Source organism: Phenylobacterium sp. (assembly GCF_036402295.1).
Classification (GTDB): Bacteria; Pseudomonadota; Alphaproteobacteria; order Caulobacterales; family Caulobacteraceae; genus Phenylobacterium.
Window position 1 is genome coordinate 17768 of sequence record NZ_DASWTE010000078.1, and the last position, 15464, is coordinate 33231.

The 15464-nt window shown below is 71.0% G+C and carries 11 protein-coding genes and 1 pseudogene; 9 read left to right on the plus strand and 3 right to left on the minus strand.

All coding sequences use genetic code 11. The annotated features are described in order from the left end of the window. The first annotated feature begins 34 nt into the window (after positions 1-34). On the plus strand, positions 35-403 hold the full coding sequence (locus tag VGD44_RS05125) for an EamA family transporter (RefSeq protein ID WP_331084555.1): 369 nt from the start codon (positions 35-37) through the stop codon (positions 401-403). After that, a complete protein-coding gene (locus VGD44_RS05130) occupies positions 403-1776 on the plus strand; it encodes a hypothetical protein (RefSeq protein ID WP_331084558.1) in 1374 nt (457 codons plus the stop codon). Before VGD44_RS05125 ends, VGD44_RS05130 begins: the two co-directional genes overlap by 1 nt. Here the strand turns inward: VGD44_RS05130 and VGD44_RS05135 are convergent. Next, a complete protein-coding gene (locus VGD44_RS05135) occupies positions 1773-2828 on the minus strand; it encodes a hypothetical protein (RefSeq protein ID WP_331084560.1) in 1056 nt (351 codons plus the stop codon). The two genes, VGD44_RS05130 and VGD44_RS05135, sit on opposite strands and share 4 nt — an antisense overlap. A 113-nt stretch (positions 2829-2941) precedes the next feature. Between VGD44_RS05135 and VGD44_RS05140 the strand changes: the two genes are divergently transcribed. From VGD44_RS05140 to VGD44_RS05155, 4 genes are read left to right on the plus strand one after another with little or no spacing between them, the layout of a single operon-like run. Further along, positions 2942-4915, plus strand: coding sequence for a hypothetical protein (locus VGD44_RS05140; protein ID WP_331084563.1), 1974 nt, complete (start codon positions 2942-2944; stop codon positions 4913-4915). Next, positions 4912-6498, plus strand: a complete 1587-nt coding sequence (locus VGD44_RS05145) for a hypothetical protein (protein ID WP_331084565.1) — start codon at positions 4912-4914, stop codon at positions 6496-6498. The genes VGD44_RS05140 and VGD44_RS05145 overlap by 4 nt, the downstream gene beginning before the upstream one ends. Continuing rightward, complete coding sequence (locus VGD44_RS05150; protein ID WP_331084567.1) at positions 6495-7520, plus strand: hypothetical protein; 1026 nt, start codon at positions 6495-6497, stop codon at positions 7518-7520. Before VGD44_RS05145 ends, VGD44_RS05150 begins: the two co-directional genes overlap by 4 nt. A 26-nt stretch (positions 7521-7546) precedes the next feature. Then, positions 7547-8746 carry a hypothetical protein gene (locus VGD44_RS05155; protein WP_331084569.1) on the plus strand — a complete coding sequence of 400 codons (1200 nt, stop codon included), beginning with the start codon at positions 7547-7549 and terminating at the stop codon, positions 8744-8746. Here the strand turns inward: VGD44_RS05155 and VGD44_RS05160 are convergent. Beyond that, positions 8706-9512 (minus strand): DUF6270 domain-containing protein, encoded by an 807-nt coding sequence (locus VGD44_RS05160; protein WP_331084571.1) that lies wholly within the window; start codon positions 9510-9512, stop codon positions 8706-8708. The two genes, VGD44_RS05155 and VGD44_RS05160, sit on opposite strands and share 41 nt — an antisense overlap. A gap of 203 nt (positions 9513-9715) precedes the next feature. On the opposite strand from VGD44_RS05160, the gene VGD44_RS05165 reads away from it, so the two are divergent. From VGD44_RS05165 to VGD44_RS05175, 3 genes are all read left to right on the plus strand, one after another. Beyond that, on the plus strand, positions 9716-11452 hold the full coding sequence (locus VGD44_RS05165) for a type I secretion system permease/ATPase (protein ID WP_331084573.1): 1737 nt from the start codon (positions 9716-9718) through the stop codon (positions 11450-11452). Further along, positions 11449-12834, plus strand: a complete 1386-nt coding sequence (locus VGD44_RS05170) for an HlyD family type I secretion periplasmic adaptor subunit (RefSeq protein ID WP_331084575.1) — start codon at positions 11449-11451, stop codon at positions 12832-12834. The genes VGD44_RS05165 and VGD44_RS05170 overlap by 4 nt, the downstream gene beginning before the upstream one ends. Positions 12835-13023: 189 nt before the next feature. After that, a complete protein-coding gene (locus VGD44_RS05175) occupies positions 13024-14868 on the plus strand; it encodes a calcium-binding protein (RefSeq protein ID WP_331084577.1) in 1845 nt (614 codons plus the stop codon). Between the two features lie 273 nt (positions 14869-15141). On the opposite strand, the pseudogene VGD44_RS05180 reads toward VGD44_RS05175, so the two are convergent. Next, positions 15142-15464 (minus strand): annotated as a pseudogene (locus VGD44_RS05180) (M23 family peptidase); the annotation flags it as partial.

The following is a 15464-nucleotide window of genomic DNA, read 5'->3' on the forward strand; positions in this document are numbered from 1 at the left end:
TGACCGAGGATTGTCAGCGTATGGAGCCTCTCGCGTGACGCGCTCGCCGGGCCTCTGGTGGGGATTGGCTGCGCCGCTGGTCTGCGTCGTGGTGATCGCCGGCGGACAGTTGCTGTTCAAGATCGCCTCCGGACTGATCGACTTCCGCCGGCCGCTCGACGAGCCGCGGGGCCTGGTCGTGCTCGGCGTCGCGCTGGCGCTCTACGGCGGCGCCACTCTGCTGTGGGTCGCGTCGCTGCGCCATGCGCCGCTGGGCCGCGTCTACCCGCTCATGGCGCTCAGCTTCGTGCTGGTGCCGCTGGCGGCGATGTTCGTGCTGCGCGAGCAGCTTTCGCCGCAGTACTGGGCCGGCGTCGCGCTCATCGTGGCGGGCCTCGCCGTGATCGGGCGGTCCTGGTCCTGATGCGCGCCGCGCCCGTTCCGACCGCCGTCGTCCGGGCGGCCTACTGGCTGATCCTGGCCGTCGGCCTCGGGATGATGCTGCGGCTCAACATGCCCGGCCATCTGTCGGTGGACTCGATCCTGGCCCTGCGGGAAGGGCGGCTGGGGATCCGCGAAACGTGGAACCCGGCGATCTTCGGCTGGCTCCTGGGCGTCACCGACCGGATCTGGCCGGGCGGCGGCCTCGTCGTCGTCCTCGACGGCGTCCTCCTGTTCGGGGCCTGGGGCGCGCTGGCGCTGCTGCGGCCGCGGGCCTCGTGGCTCGCGCCGCTCGTGGCGGCCGGCGCTGTGGCGCTGCCGCAGGTCCTGATCTATCCCGCCATCGTCTGGAAGGATGTGCTGTTCGCCACGACGACCGTGGCGGGCTTCGTCGTGCTGGCCGTCGCCGCGCGCGGGGGCATGAACCGACCGCTGCCGGCGCTGGCGATCGCCGCGCTGCTGCTGGCCGCGGCAGGCCTCTTCCGGCAGAACGGCCTCGTCCTCGCGCCCTTCGCGGCGTTGGCCATCACCGCGGTCGCCTGGCGGGCAGGGTGGCGGCGCGCGCTCATGCTCGGCGCCGGCTGGCTCGCCGCCGTCGCGGCGCTGACCTTCGTCCTGAGCGCGGTCGCGAAGCCCGAAGGGCCCGGCCTTCCCGACCGCGCCGGCGATCGCGGCGTGCGCATCCTGCAGAGCTATGACCTCGTGGGCGCCGCGGTGCTCGATCCGCAGCGCCGGATGCCGACGATCGCGGGCGCCCGGCCCGGACTTGACGACCGGATCCGCGCCGTAGCGCCGCGGCTCTACAGCCCGACGCGGGTCGACTACCTCTCTCGCGACCCGTTCTTCGGGGACGAGCTCGGCCAGCTCACGCCCGAGGATCTCCGCCGCGAGTGGGTTCGGCTGATCACTGAGGATCCTGTCGTCTACCTGCGGGTTCGCGCGGAGGCCTTCCGCTGGGTCTTGGCCACACCCGACATCGACCGTTGCCTTCCCATCCACCTGGGTGTGTCCGGCCCGGCGTTCGCGCTCAAGGACCTCGGCATGGCCGAGCGGCTCGACCGCAACGACCAGCGCATCTTCAACTACGTGACCTGGTTCCTGGACACGCCGGCCATGTCGCACCTCGCCTTCGCGGCGCTGGCGCTGGCTGTGGGGGTCCTGCTGCTGATCCGGCGCGATCCGGCGGACCTGGTGATGGCCGCCCTGTTGGCAGGGACGCTCGTCTTCACGGCGACCTTCCTGCTGATCTCGATCGCCTGCGACTACCGCTACCTCTATGCGCTGGATATCGCGGCCGTCACCGGGGCGCTGTACTTCCTGCTGGATCCGCGGCTGCGCCGCGGCGAGCGCGCCTAGGGGGTCGCCAGCGCCTCGTCGAGCTCGGCCTCGACCTGTTCCAGCACGTGCTCGGCCGTGCGCCACCCGTCCTCCAGCCGCGCCAACTCGGCGCGCAGCTCGGCCTCGAAGCGGGCCGCCACCTCCAGCCGCGCCTGGGCCTCGGAGAGTTCCACTCGGGCCTTGGCCAGGTCGCGCGTGGCCGGGGAGACCAGCATGCCGAACTCGGCCTGACGGGCCGCCAGCGCGGCCGCGGCCTGGTCCAGCGCCGACCGGTCGGGCCCCTCGTCGCGCGCCGCCGCGACGCACCAGCCGTGCACAGCCTCGGCGATCTCGCCCGCCCAGCCCAGCGCCGAAAGGCCGGCCTCGTCGGCGTTGTGGCGCAGGTCGGGGGTCAGGAAGCCGTCCACCTTTTTTGCGGCCGCCTGGGTCATCTTCGGCAGCGGCGCCCCGTGGGCAGCCTCGATCCGCGCGACTTCCGTCCGCCAGTCCGCCAGCAGGGCGTCGTAGCCCACGAAGGCGCGCGGCAGGTCGCGGGTGTAGGCTTCGGCCGCCAGCATGTAGGCGCTCCAGACGAGCACCGATTTCTCCGGCGGGAAGCCGTCGCGCCGCGCCAGCGAGCCCGCCACGGCCAGCGGATGGCGCACCGGGATCACGCAGCGCAGGTCGACGCAACGCCGGTCCAGCAGGGCGCGCCAGAAGGGGAGCAGGACGGTGGCGCGCGGGTCCTTCATCAGCGGCCAGGCGAGCCGCCCGAACTCTTCGTCGAAGAGGTCCGAGGCGCGGTCCAGCCACGCGTTCTCCTGGTCCTCGGGCAGCGGGCGGAAGGGGTAGGCGAACGGGTCGTCCCAGGCCGATCCGGCCGCGCGCAGCCGCTCGTCGTTGAAAATCGCGATCTTCCAGGGCTCGAAGTAGCCCTTGGCGTTGTGCTCGTCGCCCGGCATCACGTTGGCGGGCAGGTTGGCGCCGGCCAGGGCCAGGAGCTGGGTCATGGCCGAGGTGCCCGAGCGGTGCATACCCAGCACGAGATAGGCCGTGCGGCGCGGGGCGGGCTTGGCGGGTGCTTTGCTCATGACGGACTGCGGTGGTACGGGCCGGCGCGCGCGGCTGCAAGCGTTCGTGGGCCCGGCTTGATCGTCCGCGGCAACTGTTGCACACCCCCATCGCACTCAGGATCCGGAGTTCCATGGCCGCCCAGGCCCCCGCCGACGACAACGCCAAGGCTGCGACGGATCACCGGGCGATTTCGGTCGCCTTCGACCCCGACTTCTACACGGCGACCTACACGGACCTGCCGGACCACCTGGATCCGCTCTGGCACTACCGGATGGCGGGCTGGCGCGAGTCGCGCGACCCGGCGCCATGGTTCTCGACCGAGGACTACTTGCGCGACAATCCGGACGTCGCCGCCGAGGGGCTCGAGCCGTTCGCGCACTACCTGCAGCACGGCCGCGATCAGGGGCGGTCGGTTTCGGCCTCGCGCCACGCGCGACGCTATTTCCGCGCGGTGCGCTGGTCGCCGGCGGAATGGACCTATCCGGACTTCGATCACGCGCCCCGGCCGGCGCAAAGCCAGCAGCAGCGCCGGGCCCAGCGGCGGCGCGCGCCGAGCATCCCGCTGGCCGAGCAGCGGGCCGCCGTCCTCGCCGAGTTCGACGTCGCCTACTACCTGGCCATCAATCCCGACGTCGCCGGGGCGGGCCTCGACCCGCTGGAGCATTTCCTGGTCACGGGGTGGCTCGAGGACCGCGACCCCAGCGCCGCCTTCTCGGTGCGGGACTATCTCGCGGACAATCCCGACGTCGCCGAGAGCGGGATCAATCCGTTCGTGCACTACATCCGCGCCGGCCGCGCCGAGGGGCGGGCGCCGAAGTCCGCCCTGGGTTTCCGGCACGATGTGATCGCAAGGCTGCGCAGCCCTGGCGAGCGGATCGCCGAGACGGTCGCCGCGGCGGACGCGCTGCGACTGGATCCAGCGGCCCGCCTGGCGAGCGCCCTGGGCGCCGTGCGCGACCTGCACATCACGCTCAGCCACGACGACTACACCCGCAACTTCGGCGGTCTGCAGATGTGCCTGCGCCGCGAGAGCGCGCAGTTCGCCCACTTGGGCGTCGACCACCTGCATCTGTTCCCGGCGGCCCCCTCGTACGCTGTCCGCGCCGACGACGAGCCGGGCCCGCTCGGGGTGCTGCTCAACGGCCAGCGCCTGGGCGTGCACAGGGCCGAGACCGTACGGGATGTGCTGGCCGACCTCGGCCGGGCAGGGCGACGCAGCTTCGCGATCCACAGCCTGCTGGGCCACGCGCCCGAGGCCACCGCCGACCTGCTGGCGGCGGCGGGCCTGACCGGCGGCTACTTCTGGCTCCACGACTTCGCGAGCCTGTGCGCGGGTTTCCACCTGCTGCGAAACGACGTCGAGGACTGCGCGGCGCCGCCGAGCGGCAGCGCGGCCTGCGGGATCTGCATCTACGGCCCCTTCAGGGCCCGGCACACCGAGGCGCATCGACGGCTCTTCGAGCGGCTGCGGATGACCGTCGTGGCGCCGTCCCGAACCACCCTGGACTTCTGGCGCGCCCACACCGACCTGCCGGCCCACGATGCGGTGGTGAGGCCGCACGCGACCCTGAAGCCGCGCAAGGGCGCCCCTGCGGCCGCCGACGGGCCGTTCCGCCTGGCGTTCCTGGGCATGCCGACGTCGCTGAAGGGTTGGCCGGTCTTCCGGGACCTCGCGATCAGCCTGGCCGGCGACCCGCGCTACGAGTTCCTACACCTCGGCGGCCGTCCTGATCCGGCGGCCCCGGCGGCCTTCCACGCCGTGCTGGTGACGGGCGAGCGGCCGCTGGCGATGCAGGAGGCGGTCGAGGCGCTGCAGGTGGATGCGGCGCTGATCTGGCCGCTCTGCCGGGAAACCTTCTCCTTCACCGCCTACGAGGCGGCGGCCGGCGGCGCGGCGGTGATCACCGGGCCCGACAGCGGCAACGTCGCCGCCTTTGCCTCCGACGCCGCCGTGGGCCGGGTGTTCGCCGACGAGGCGGCGCTGGTCGAGGCCTTCGCCAGTGGCCGGATCCTGGAGCTGGCGCGCAAGCCGCGGGGCGCGAAGGTCTTCGACCTCGTGTACAGCGGGATGACGGCCGATCTGGTCGCGGAGAGCCGTCCATGAAGCGCCTGGTCGCCGCCGCCCTGCCGCCCGGCCTGCGCAACGCCCTGAGCGGGAAGCTTCGCCGCCTGCACGGCGAGCACGCCATCGCCGCGCGCGGCTTCGATCGGGCGTTCTACCTGCGCAACAATCCAGACGTGGCCGCCGCCGGGGGCGATCCGCTGGATCACTTCATGCAGTACGGCTGGCGCGAGGGGCGCGATCCCTCGCCGCACTTCTCCGTGGACGCCTACCTCCAAGGGTTCCCGGAGGTGGCCGAGTCGGGCGTCAATCCGTTCGTCCACTACCTGACCTCAGGCCGGCCGGTCGTGCGCCGCCGGGAGTCGCCCTACGGGTTCCGGTACGAGATCATCGAGGCGTTCCGGCCGGTGGCCGAGCGGATCCCGCGGGCCCCGCCGCCCGCCGCCGGCGGCGAGGCCGGCCTCGCCGCGGAACTCGGCGCCTCACGCGAGGGTCTCGCCCGGCTGCACGTCACCTTCAGCCACGACGACTACAGCGCCAACCTGGGCGGCCTGCAGGCGTCGGTGCGCCGCGAGGCCGAGCGGCTGGCGGAGCTCGGCCGAGACCACCTGCACCTTTATCCGGCGCGGGCCTGGCCGGTGGTGCGCGCCGACGGTGATGTCGAGCCCCTCGGCGTGGTGTGGAACGGCCGGCCGGTCGGGATCTTCTCCGCGGACGCCGTGGCCCGGGCCCTGCGCCAGGCCTGTTCGGGCGCGGCAGTCGGGCGGAGCTTTGCGATCCACAGCCTCTTGGGTCACCGCGCCGACGAGGTGGGTGACATCCTGGCGGCGGCCGGCCTCCACGCCGGCGTCTTCTGGCTGCACGACTTCGCGAGCCTGTGCGCGGGCTTCCACCTCCTGCGCAACGACGTCGAGGACTGCGCGGCGCCGCCGCCGGACAGCGCCGCCTGCGGCATCTGCGCCTACGGTCCCTGGCGCGCCCGCCACATGGCCGAGCATGCGCGGCTGTTCGAGCGCCTGAGCCTGACCGTGGCCGCGCCATCCCAGGCAACCCTGGAGCTCTGGACCCGATCCGCCCCGTTCGCAGCCGCGAGGACCGTGGTGCTGCCGCACGCCGAGCTTGTCGCGCGCGGCCCGGCTCCCGTCGCGGAAGACGGCCCTTTCCGTCTCGCCTACGCCGGCCTGCCGGTGAGCCACAAAGGCTGGCCGATCTTTCGGTCGCTGGCCGTCCGGTTCGCCGACGACCTGCGCTACGAGTTCCTGCATCTGGGCGCGCGCGGCGACCCGACCCTGCCGGTGAAGTTCCAGGAGGTGGGTTCGGGCATGGCCGCGGCGCTCGAGGCCGCGCGGCCGGACGCCGTGCTCGTCTGGCCGCTGTGCCGTGAGACGTTCTCCTTCGTCGCCTACGAGGCCGTCGCCGCCGGCTGCGCCGTGGTCACGGGCCCGGACAGCGGCAACGTGCAGGCGTTCGTCACCGAGACCGGCGCCGGCGCCGTTCTGGCCGACGAGACCGCGCTGGGGGCCGCCTTCGAGACCGGCGAGATCCTCGCCCTGGGCCGCGCCCGGCGCCGCCCCATGCTCCATGACCTGCGCTACGGCGCGCTCACCCTCGACCTGCCCGCATGAAGATCCTCTGCTACTCCAGCTTCACCTTCTCGTACCTGAACCGGGCGCGGGTGCTGTTCCAGACGCTGCGCCAGCACCGCCCGGACTGGGAGCTGGCCGCCCTGATCACCGACAAGCCGCCGGAAGGCTTCGCGTTCGATCCGGCGAACGAGCCGTTCGACCGCCTGGTCTGGGCCAGCGACCTCGGCATCCCCAACTTCGAGAGCTGGCTCTTCAAGCACGACGTCGTCGAGGTCTGCACCGCCGTGAAGGGGCCCTTCATCCACCAGGCCTGCGGCTGGGGCTACGACGCGGTGATCTACATGGATCCCGACACGGCCGCGCTCAGCACGCTGGAGCCGCTGGAGCGGTGGCTGGAGCAGGACGACATCCTGCTCACCCCGCACCTGATCGACCCGAACGACGACCACGTGGCGATCCTCGACAACGACCTGTCGGCCTCGCGCACGGGCATCTTCAACCTGGGCTTCGTGGCGATCCGAACGACGGGCGAGGGCGCCCGCTTCGCCAGGTGGTGGAACGACCGGCTGCTCAGCTACTGCTACGACGACATGCCGAACGGGATGTTCGTGGACCAGCGCTGGTGCGACCACGTGCCGGCGCTGTTCGACCGCGTGAAGATCATCCGCGACCCCGGCTACAACGTCGCCAGCTGGAACCTCTCCACCCGCACCGTCTCGGTCGAGAAGGACGGCCAGATCCTGGTCAACGGGGCCCCGCTGCGGTTCTGGCACTTCACCAAGCTGGGCGCGATCGGCGACTCGATGACCAAGCGGTACGCGGGACAGAACTTCCCCGTCTACGAGATCTGGGCCTGGTACAAGCGGCTGGTCACCGAGGCGACCGACCCGGCGATCCCCGAGCGCTGGTGGGCGTTCGGCGCCTATGAGGACGGCCGGCCCATAGCCAAGAGCGAACGCGTGCTCTATCGCGAGCGCGTCGACCTGCAGCAGGCTTTCCCCAACCCCTTCGCCTCCGGGCGCGGCAGTTTCCAAGAATGGCTCGAGCACGAAAACGCCTGAAGGTCGCGGCGCCGGCCGAGTCCGCCGTGACCCTGGCGCCCGCGCCGGCCAACGAAACGGCCCGGTCGCGCGCGATCCTCGGCAAGGTGCAGCAGCTGCAGGGCGAGCTCGAAGGCGCGCGCCGGCTGGCCCACGACGCCCAGGTGCGCGAATCGCTGACGCGGACGCAGCTGACCGTGGCCCTGCACGAGTCCCTCGCCGCGCGCGCCGAGCTGGAGTCCGAGGCGCGGGCCAGGGCCGTCGCCGCCTACAATGCCGCTCGCCCGCCGACCTCGCGCCGGGTGGGGCGGATCGTGCGGACCATCGACCGGCTGCTCGCGCAGCTCGGCTCGCTCGGCCAGGCCCTGGTCATCGCCCGCAGCGGGGTGTGGCGCTCGAGCGGCCGGCCACTGCGGGACTTTCGTCACATGGCCGCCTACGTCCGCCGTCGCGCGAACCCCGACGTGGCGCCGCGCGCGCCGCTGGACCAGGCCTGGTACCTGGACCGTCACCCCGACGTGGCCGCGCGGCGGCTGGCGCCGCTGGTCCACTACCTGATCGCCGGAGGGCGCGAAGGGCGGGCGCCCCACGCCCTGTTCCATCCGGCCTGGTACGCGCGCGAGCATGCCGCGGCGCTGGCGGCGACCAGCATGACGCCCCTCGAGCACTACGTGCGCACGGGCGCCCGCAACGCGCCCCACCCGTTGTTCGACGTCGGCCACTACCTGTCGCGCGCGCCGGCCCTCGAGGCGGGCGATGACCCGCTTTCGCACTACCTGCGCGAAGGCTGGGCGATGGGCCTGAGCCCCCATCCGGTGTTCGATCCGCAGTGGTACGTGCGCCAAGCGCCCGCCGCGGCGCACGGCCCGCCGCTCTCGCATTACCTCACCTCCGGCTGGCGCGAGGGGCTGTCGCCGCATCCGCTGTTCGACGTCCGCTGGTACCTGGAGCAGTACCCCGACGTCGCCGCCGCCGGCGTCGAGCCCCTGACCCACTTCCTCTCCGACGGCGGGCGGGCGGGGCTGAACCCGGGCCCGTGGTTCGACACGCCGCACTACGTGGAGGCCAGGGGGGCGTCGCTCGCCGTCGACGCGAACCCGCTGGTCGACTACCTGCAGGGCGGCGCGTGGGCGGTCGCGGACGCGCGGCCGGGCTTCCCGACGGCGGCCTATCTGGCGAAGTGGCCCGAACTGGCCCGCGGCGGCGTCACACCGCTAGAGCACTGGGCGCGACTCGCGAGCCGCTGATCTCGACGCCCTGGCCGGCGAGCTGGCGGCCGATCTCGGCGTAGTACTCCGGAATGTAGTGGAACGGGCTTGGCCCCCAGCGATGGCCGGGATCGGCGAGCCGATGCCGGCCGGCCTCCACCCGGGCCATCGGCGGGAAGAGCGCCTCGAGGATCCGTTCCTGGCGCTCCAGGAGCCCGTTGTAGTCGGGGATGGCGACGGCTTGGCCGGCCACGATCTCGACGCCGGTGATCGCGGCCCTGCCACCCTTCGGGGACCGGTAGTGGGTCGCCCATCGGGCCGAGTGGAGGATCAGCCGCGCTTCGCGCAGGGGCGTGGCGCGCAGCAGGGCGGCGAACTCGCCGGCCGCCTCGGCCCACAGCCGGTCGCACGCCTCGGACAGCCGTCGCACCCGGCGACCCGCCTTCAGCGGCGTCTCGACCAGATGGCCGCTCCGCACGAGCTCACCGCTCAGGCTGACCAGGGAATCGCCCACCGACAGCAGGTCGAACCGTTCGTCGATGAGATCGATGATCAGGTGGGTGGGCCGATAGGCGACGAGATCCGCCAGCGCCGTCTTCCGAATCTCGGCCACGACCGCGGCGTACTCGTATACCGTGAGGTCGCCCGGCGGCGCGGCCCTGGCGACGAAGCCCGGGACCGGCGGCGACAGCAAGGTGGGAAAGCTGGTCCTCGAGACATAGGCGGGCTTGCGGCCCGGCGCGCCGCGAACTGGCCACAGGTCGCGGGTAATGCAGCTGCCGAGGATGGCGATACGCGGCTCCATCCGGCATTCCTAGCACACGTGAACGGACGGTCCGCAGCGACCCGCCCAGGAGGCCGAGCATTGACAACTGCAGGGCGTACAAGCATCTACGCCGGCCTTCGCACCGGGTGCGTCAGAACAGCATATCTTCCGGGGCGTTCACGCTTTCTGCCAAAGTATGGTGTAACACCCCCGGCACGGCCCGACGGAATGGCTTGCGCGAGATGAAATTTCTAACCTTCCTGACGGACCTGCCCGACAACGTGCTGGGCCGCGCCCTGCGGCAGGGCTACAAGCCCGCGGCCGTGGCGTTCGGGTTCAGCCTGGTCTCCAACGTCCTCTACCTGGCGTTGCCGCTTTACACCTACCAGGTCTATGGCCGCGTGATGACGAGCCAGAGCCAGGCTACGCTCTGGACGCTGACGGCCGTCACCCTCTTCGTCTTCGCCGTTTCCAGCGTCATCGACGACATCCGCGCCCGTGTCCTGATCAACTACGGCGTGGCGCTGGACCAGCGCGTCTCGGGGCGGATCTTCACCAGTCTGTTCGACGCGGCGGTGCGCGGCGATCCCGGCGCGCGGGCCCAGGCGCTGCGCGACCTCGACCAGTTCCGCCAATCCCTGACCGGCATCGCCGCGGCGGCGTTCTTCGACGTGCCGTGGATCCCGGTCTTCCTGTTCGTTCTGTTCATCATCGACCCGCTCGTGGGCGTCGTGACCCTGGTCGGCGCGGGCGTCCTCGTCGCGCTCGCGATCGTCCAGGCGCGGGCGGTGCAGAATTCGCTGAAGGAGGCCAACGAGGCCGCGCTCCGCAGTTACGGCTTCACCGATGCGGCGCTGCGCAACGGCGAGGTGGTCCGCGCCATGGGCATGCTGCCGACCCTCGGCCAGGCCTGGGCTCGCCATAGGGCGGTCACGATCGAGCGGGGCGCCGAGGCGGCCGGCGCCTCGAACTTCTACACGGACCTCATCAAGTTCGTGCGGATGGGCATGCAGGTGCTGATCGTGGCGATCGGCGCCTACCTGATCCTGAGGGGCGAGATCCACCCGGGCATGCTGTTCGCCAACATGATCCTGGCCAGCCGCGCGCTGCAGCCGATCGAGAAGATCGTGGGCGCCTGGGATCCGCTCAACAACATGTACCGCGCCTACGAGCGCCTCAATGCGCTGCTCGCGAAGGCCGAGCCGCCCGCGGCCGCGACGGCGCTGCCCCGACCCATCGGCAAGCTGTCGGTCGAGGGCGTGAACTTCGCGCCGCCGGGCGCGCAGCGGCTGGTCCTCGGCAACGTCAACTTCGCCATCGACCCGAACGAAGTGCTGGGCGTGATCGGTCCTTCGGGCGCCGGGAAGTCGACGCTGGCGCGACTGCTCGTCGGCATCTGGAAGCCTCTGAACGGGGTCGTGCGGCTCGACGGCGCCGACGTGTTCACCTGGGACCGCGCGGACTTCGGCCGCTACATCGGCTACCTGCCGCAGGACACCGAACTCTTCGCCGGCACGGTGCGCAACAACATCGCCCGCTTCCGCGAGGGCGTGACCGACGAGGAGGTGGTCCAGGCCGCCCAGCTCGCCGGCGTGCACGAGCTGATCCTGCGCATGCCCAAGGGCTACGACACCGACGTCGGCGAGGGCGGTGTCGTGCTGTCGGCCGGCCAGCGGCAGCGCGTCGGCCTCGCCCGATGCCTGCTGGGCAATCCCGCGTTCGTGGTGCTGGACGAGCCCAACGCCAACCTCGACGCCGAGGGCGAAGACGCCCTGATGCGCGCCATCGACGCCATGAAGGCCAACGGCGCGACCGTCGTGATCATTTCGCACAAGCCCGGCGTGTTCCGCGCCGCCGACAAGATGCTGGTCCTGCGCGAAGGGCGCGTCGAGCTGTTCGGCCCGCGTGACCAGGTCATGGCGCGCCTCGTCAAGCCGGCGCAGGCGCCTGAGACGCGCGCTGTGGAGGCCGGCCGGTGAAGTTCGATCTCACGACGCTGACGAAGCCGCCGGCGCGGCAGGACTATGTCCTGCCGACCTTTGGCGAAGAGCAGAAGGACATGGCGCCCGAGCTGCAGGAGCGCCTGCGGCGGCCGATGATCCTGGGCGCGGGCGTCGTCGCGGTGTTCGTCTTCGGCCTCGGCCTCTGGGCTTCGCTGGACAAGCTGGCCTCGGGCGTCACGGCGATGGCCGAAGTGCGCACCGACTCCATGCGCAAGACGCTGCGCGCCAAGGAGACCGGCGTCGTCAAGCAGATCCTGGTCAAGGAGGGCCAGCTCGTGCGGCCCGGCCAGCCGCTCCTGCTGTTCAACGACGTCGAGCAGCGCGCCGCCGTGGATGTCCTGCAAAATCAATATGATACACTGATCGCCCAGAACGCGCGCTTCACCGCCGAGGCGATGAACCGGACCACGCTCGAGCTCCCGGCCGAGCTGACGGCCCGCATGGCCGACCCGGCGGTGGCGACCTTGGTGCGCGACCAGCAGTTCCTGTTCACCACCCGCCAGCAGCTGTTCCAGAGCCAGTCGGCGGTGCTCGCCCAGCGCGTGGAGCAGCAGCTGACCCAGGTGCAGGGCCTCCAGGCGCAGCTCGAATCGGTCGTCGAACAGCAGAGGCTGACCGAGGAGGAACTGGCAGGCTACCGGAAGCTGAACGAGCAGGGCTTCGCGCCCAAGACGCTGATCCTGCGCTACGAGCGCAGCCTTGCGGAGCTCGGCGGCCGCCGTGGCCAGCTCACCTCCGACATCGCGCGCATCCGCCAGCAGATCGGCGAGACGCGCATCCAGCTCGCGACGCTGCAAAACGAGCGCGCGAGCCAGTCGGCCGAAGGCCTGCGCGACAGCCAGACCAAGCTCGCCGACGTGATCCCGCGCCTGACGACCGCGCGCCAGAACCTGGCCGCGACCGTGGTCCGCTCGCCCGTCGAAGGCTACGTCTTCAACAACACCCAGTTCACGGTCGGCGGCGTCGTCGGCTCGGGCGAGGTGATGATGGACGTGGTGCCGAAGACCACGCCGCTGACGGTCACCGCGATGATCAAGCCCGAGGACGTGGACGAGGTGCGGGTGGGCATGCCCGCCAAGGTGAAGCTCACCGGCCTCAACCAGCGGTTCAGCGATTCGCTGGACGCGACCGTCTCGGTGGTCTCCGCCGATCGGATCAACAACGAGAAGACCGGTGTGGCGTATTACCGCGTCGATCTGCAGATCCCGCCGACCGAGCTCAAGAAGCTCAAGCGGGGGCTGCAACTGACCTCCGGCATGCCCGCTCAAGCCCTCATCAAGACGGGCGACAGGTCGGTTATGAGCTTCCTGATTTCGCCAATTACGGACACGTTGGAAGACGCTTTCCGCGAGGAATAGCGGCGCCTTTGCAACACCGTTCTCCCCTCTGAATCCGGGGGCTTTTATAGGTTGCGCAATTGGCAGGGTTCCGATACGTCTCCCCCTGGGCTCGTCTAACCTGCGCCGCAGCAATGCTGTGGCGTTCGGGGTAATGGACCGCTGGGACTGCTCCATCGGGGATGGGGGTCAAGCGTTCCAGGGGTCCGTGTGACACAGACTGGAGAGACTATGGCGACTTATATTTTCGAAACGATCACGGACGCTCAGGCTGCGACCTACAGCGCCGCGAACGATCAGCTGCTCGTCCTGAACGGGACCTCGTCCGCCTCGCGGATGACGGTGCTGTTCAACACGACGCCGGCGACTCCGAGCAACCCGACCCCCGTGACGACCGTGACCGTCGTCGACGGTGCGACGGGCCGGACCGTGGTCTTCGGCAGCGGCATCCTGGGCGAGAACGTGACCGTGGCGGATGGCTCCGTGCTGTCGGTCGGCACGACCAACGCCGACGTGCTGGGCGGCACGAGCGCCGGCGATGGCCTGTTCGGCTTCGACGGCGCCGACACGCTGACGGGCCTCGCGGGCAACGACTTCCTGCAGGGCAACACCGGCAACGACTCGGAAGACGGCGGCGACGGCAACGACAGCGTCTACGGCGGCCAGGGCGATGACACCCTGGTGGTCGGCGCGGGCACGAACTTCGCGCACGGCAACCTCGGAAACGACACGATCACGGGCGCCGTTGGCGCCGGTACGAACACGCTTCTCGGTGGTCAGGGCACTGACCAGATCACCGGCAGCACCGCCAACGACTTCATCAGCGGCGACCTCGGCAACGACACCATCGTCGGCAGCGGCGGTTCGGACGTGCTGCAGGGCCAGGCTGGCGCCGACAACATCACCGGCGGCACGGGCGCTGACAACATCGACGGCGGCGACGACGCCGACACCATCACCGGTGGCGGTGGCGCCGACTCGCTGTTCGGCGGCCAAGGCGATGACCAGGTGACGGGCGGTTCGGCGGCCGAGTTCCTGCAAGGGAACACGGGCGCGGACACCCTGACGAGCGGCGGCGGCGCCGACACCACCCTCGGTGGTCAAGGCGACGACACCCTCATCATCGCCGGTGGCACCGCGGCGCAGTTTGCGCACGGCAACCTGGGCGCGGACTCGATCTCGTCGACCGGCTCGGGCGGCGACACGCTCCTCGGCGGCCAGAGCAACGACACGATCACGGCGACCGGCGGCGGTGCGAAGCTGTTCTTCGGCGACCTGGGTGACGACTCGCTCACCGCTGGCGCTGGCAACGACGCCCTGACCGGCGGCGCGGGCAACGACACCATCATCACGGGCGACGGCGCGAACACCGTCGACGCCGGCGATGACGCCGACACCGTGACCGGTGGAGCGGGGGCCGACTCTGTCTTCGGCGGAGCGGGCGCCGACGTGGTCACCGGTGGTGGCGGCAACGACAACATCACTGGCGGCGACGGCAACGACAATGTCACCACTCTCGGCGGCAACGACGTGATCAGTGCGGGCGCTGGCGACGACACCGTCACCGCCGGTGCGGGTAACGACAACATCACCACCGAAGCGGGCGCGGACGACATCGTTGCCGGCGACGGCGCCGATACCGTCTCGGCCGGCGACAGCGGCGACGACATCATCGGTGGCGTTGGCGCTGACGACCTCAGCGGCGGCGCGGGCGCTGACACGTTCTCGTCAGTTGCGGGTGACAACTTCGCGGCGATCGGCTCGATGGACCTGATCCGCGACTGGGAAACCGGCGACCGCCTCGATTTCTACGCCGCGGTGACGCCGGGCTCGGTGACCAACTACATCGAAGAGACGGCCAGCGACTTCTCGGGTGCTGTCGGGATCGCCAACACCCGTGCGGGCCAAAGCTTCGACTATATCGCGGTCCAGGTCGGGACGGACGTGGTGGTGTTCTCGGATACCACCAACGACAACACGATCGATGCCACCGACGGCGCCGTGGTCCTCGTGGGCCGCACGCTGGCCGACATCGGCTTCAGCAACATCATCTAACTGACTGCGACCTTCGGGTCAGAGGGCCGCCCTTCGGGGCGGCCCTTTTCTTTTGGGCGAAGGCGCTGCAACGCCTTGCAGCGCCTGCCGATGCGCGATGTCGGGAACGAGCCGCCGCGGGCCCCAAATGCAAAGGCCGGGCGGCGGATCCGTTACGAACCCACCCCCGGCCAAAGCGACACAGCCTTGGAGAGCTTGGCTGACAGCACAGCCTAGCCAACGCCTCCCGCAAGGAGAAGCTGGCGGGCGATCACGGTTCGGTCATCCGCCGCGCTAAAGCGCGAGGCTGAAGCGCTTGCGGATGGCGGGGGTCCCTGCGCGCCAGACGCGGTACTCAGCGACGTAGCTTCCGCGCGGCCAGCCCGTCGCGGGGCGGCGCTTGCCCACATAGACCAGGTCCTGCGCCCGCCACCGCAGCAACGGCTGCCCCCGGCTCTTCGCCAGGACCGCCCCGCCGGGGCCCTTCAGCTCGATCTCCACGACGTCGCCCGGCAGCAGCGCGATGCCGCGGGCGTACGCCACCAGGAGCGGCGAGGCCGCCGTGACCGGGGCGAGGCGGCCGGCCTCGAGGTCGGCCATGCCAAGCTGAACCTCTG

Excerpts from the sequence above, each read along its gene's own strand:
- VGD44_RS05130 (WP_331084558.1), top strand. The coding sequence starts at position 403 with ATGCGCGCCGCGCCCGTTCCGACCGCCGTCGTCCGGGCGGCCTACTGG.
- VGD44_RS05135 (WP_331084560.1), bottom strand. The coding sequence starts at position 2,828 with ATGAGCAAAGCACCCGCCAAGCCCGCCCCGCGCCGCACGGCCTATCTC.
- VGD44_RS05140 (WP_331084563.1), top strand. The coding sequence starts at position 2,942 with ATGGCCGCCCAGGCCCCCGCCGACGACAACGCCAAGGCTGCGACGGAT.
- VGD44_RS05145 (WP_331084565.1), top strand. The coding sequence starts at position 4,912 with ATGAAGCGCCTGGTCGCCGCCGCCCTGCCGCCCGGCCTGCGCAACGCC.
- VGD44_RS05150 (WP_331084567.1), top strand. The coding sequence starts at position 6,495 with ATGAAGATCCTCTGCTACTCCAGCTTCACCTTCTCGTACCTGAACCGG.
- VGD44_RS05160 (WP_331084571.1), bottom strand. The coding sequence starts at position 9,512 with ATGGAGCCGCGTATCGCCATCCTCGGCAGCTGCATTACCCGCGACCTG.
- VGD44_RS05165 (WP_331084573.1), top strand. The coding sequence starts at position 9,716 with ATGAAATTTCTAACCTTCCTGACGGACCTGCCCGACAACGTGCTGGGC.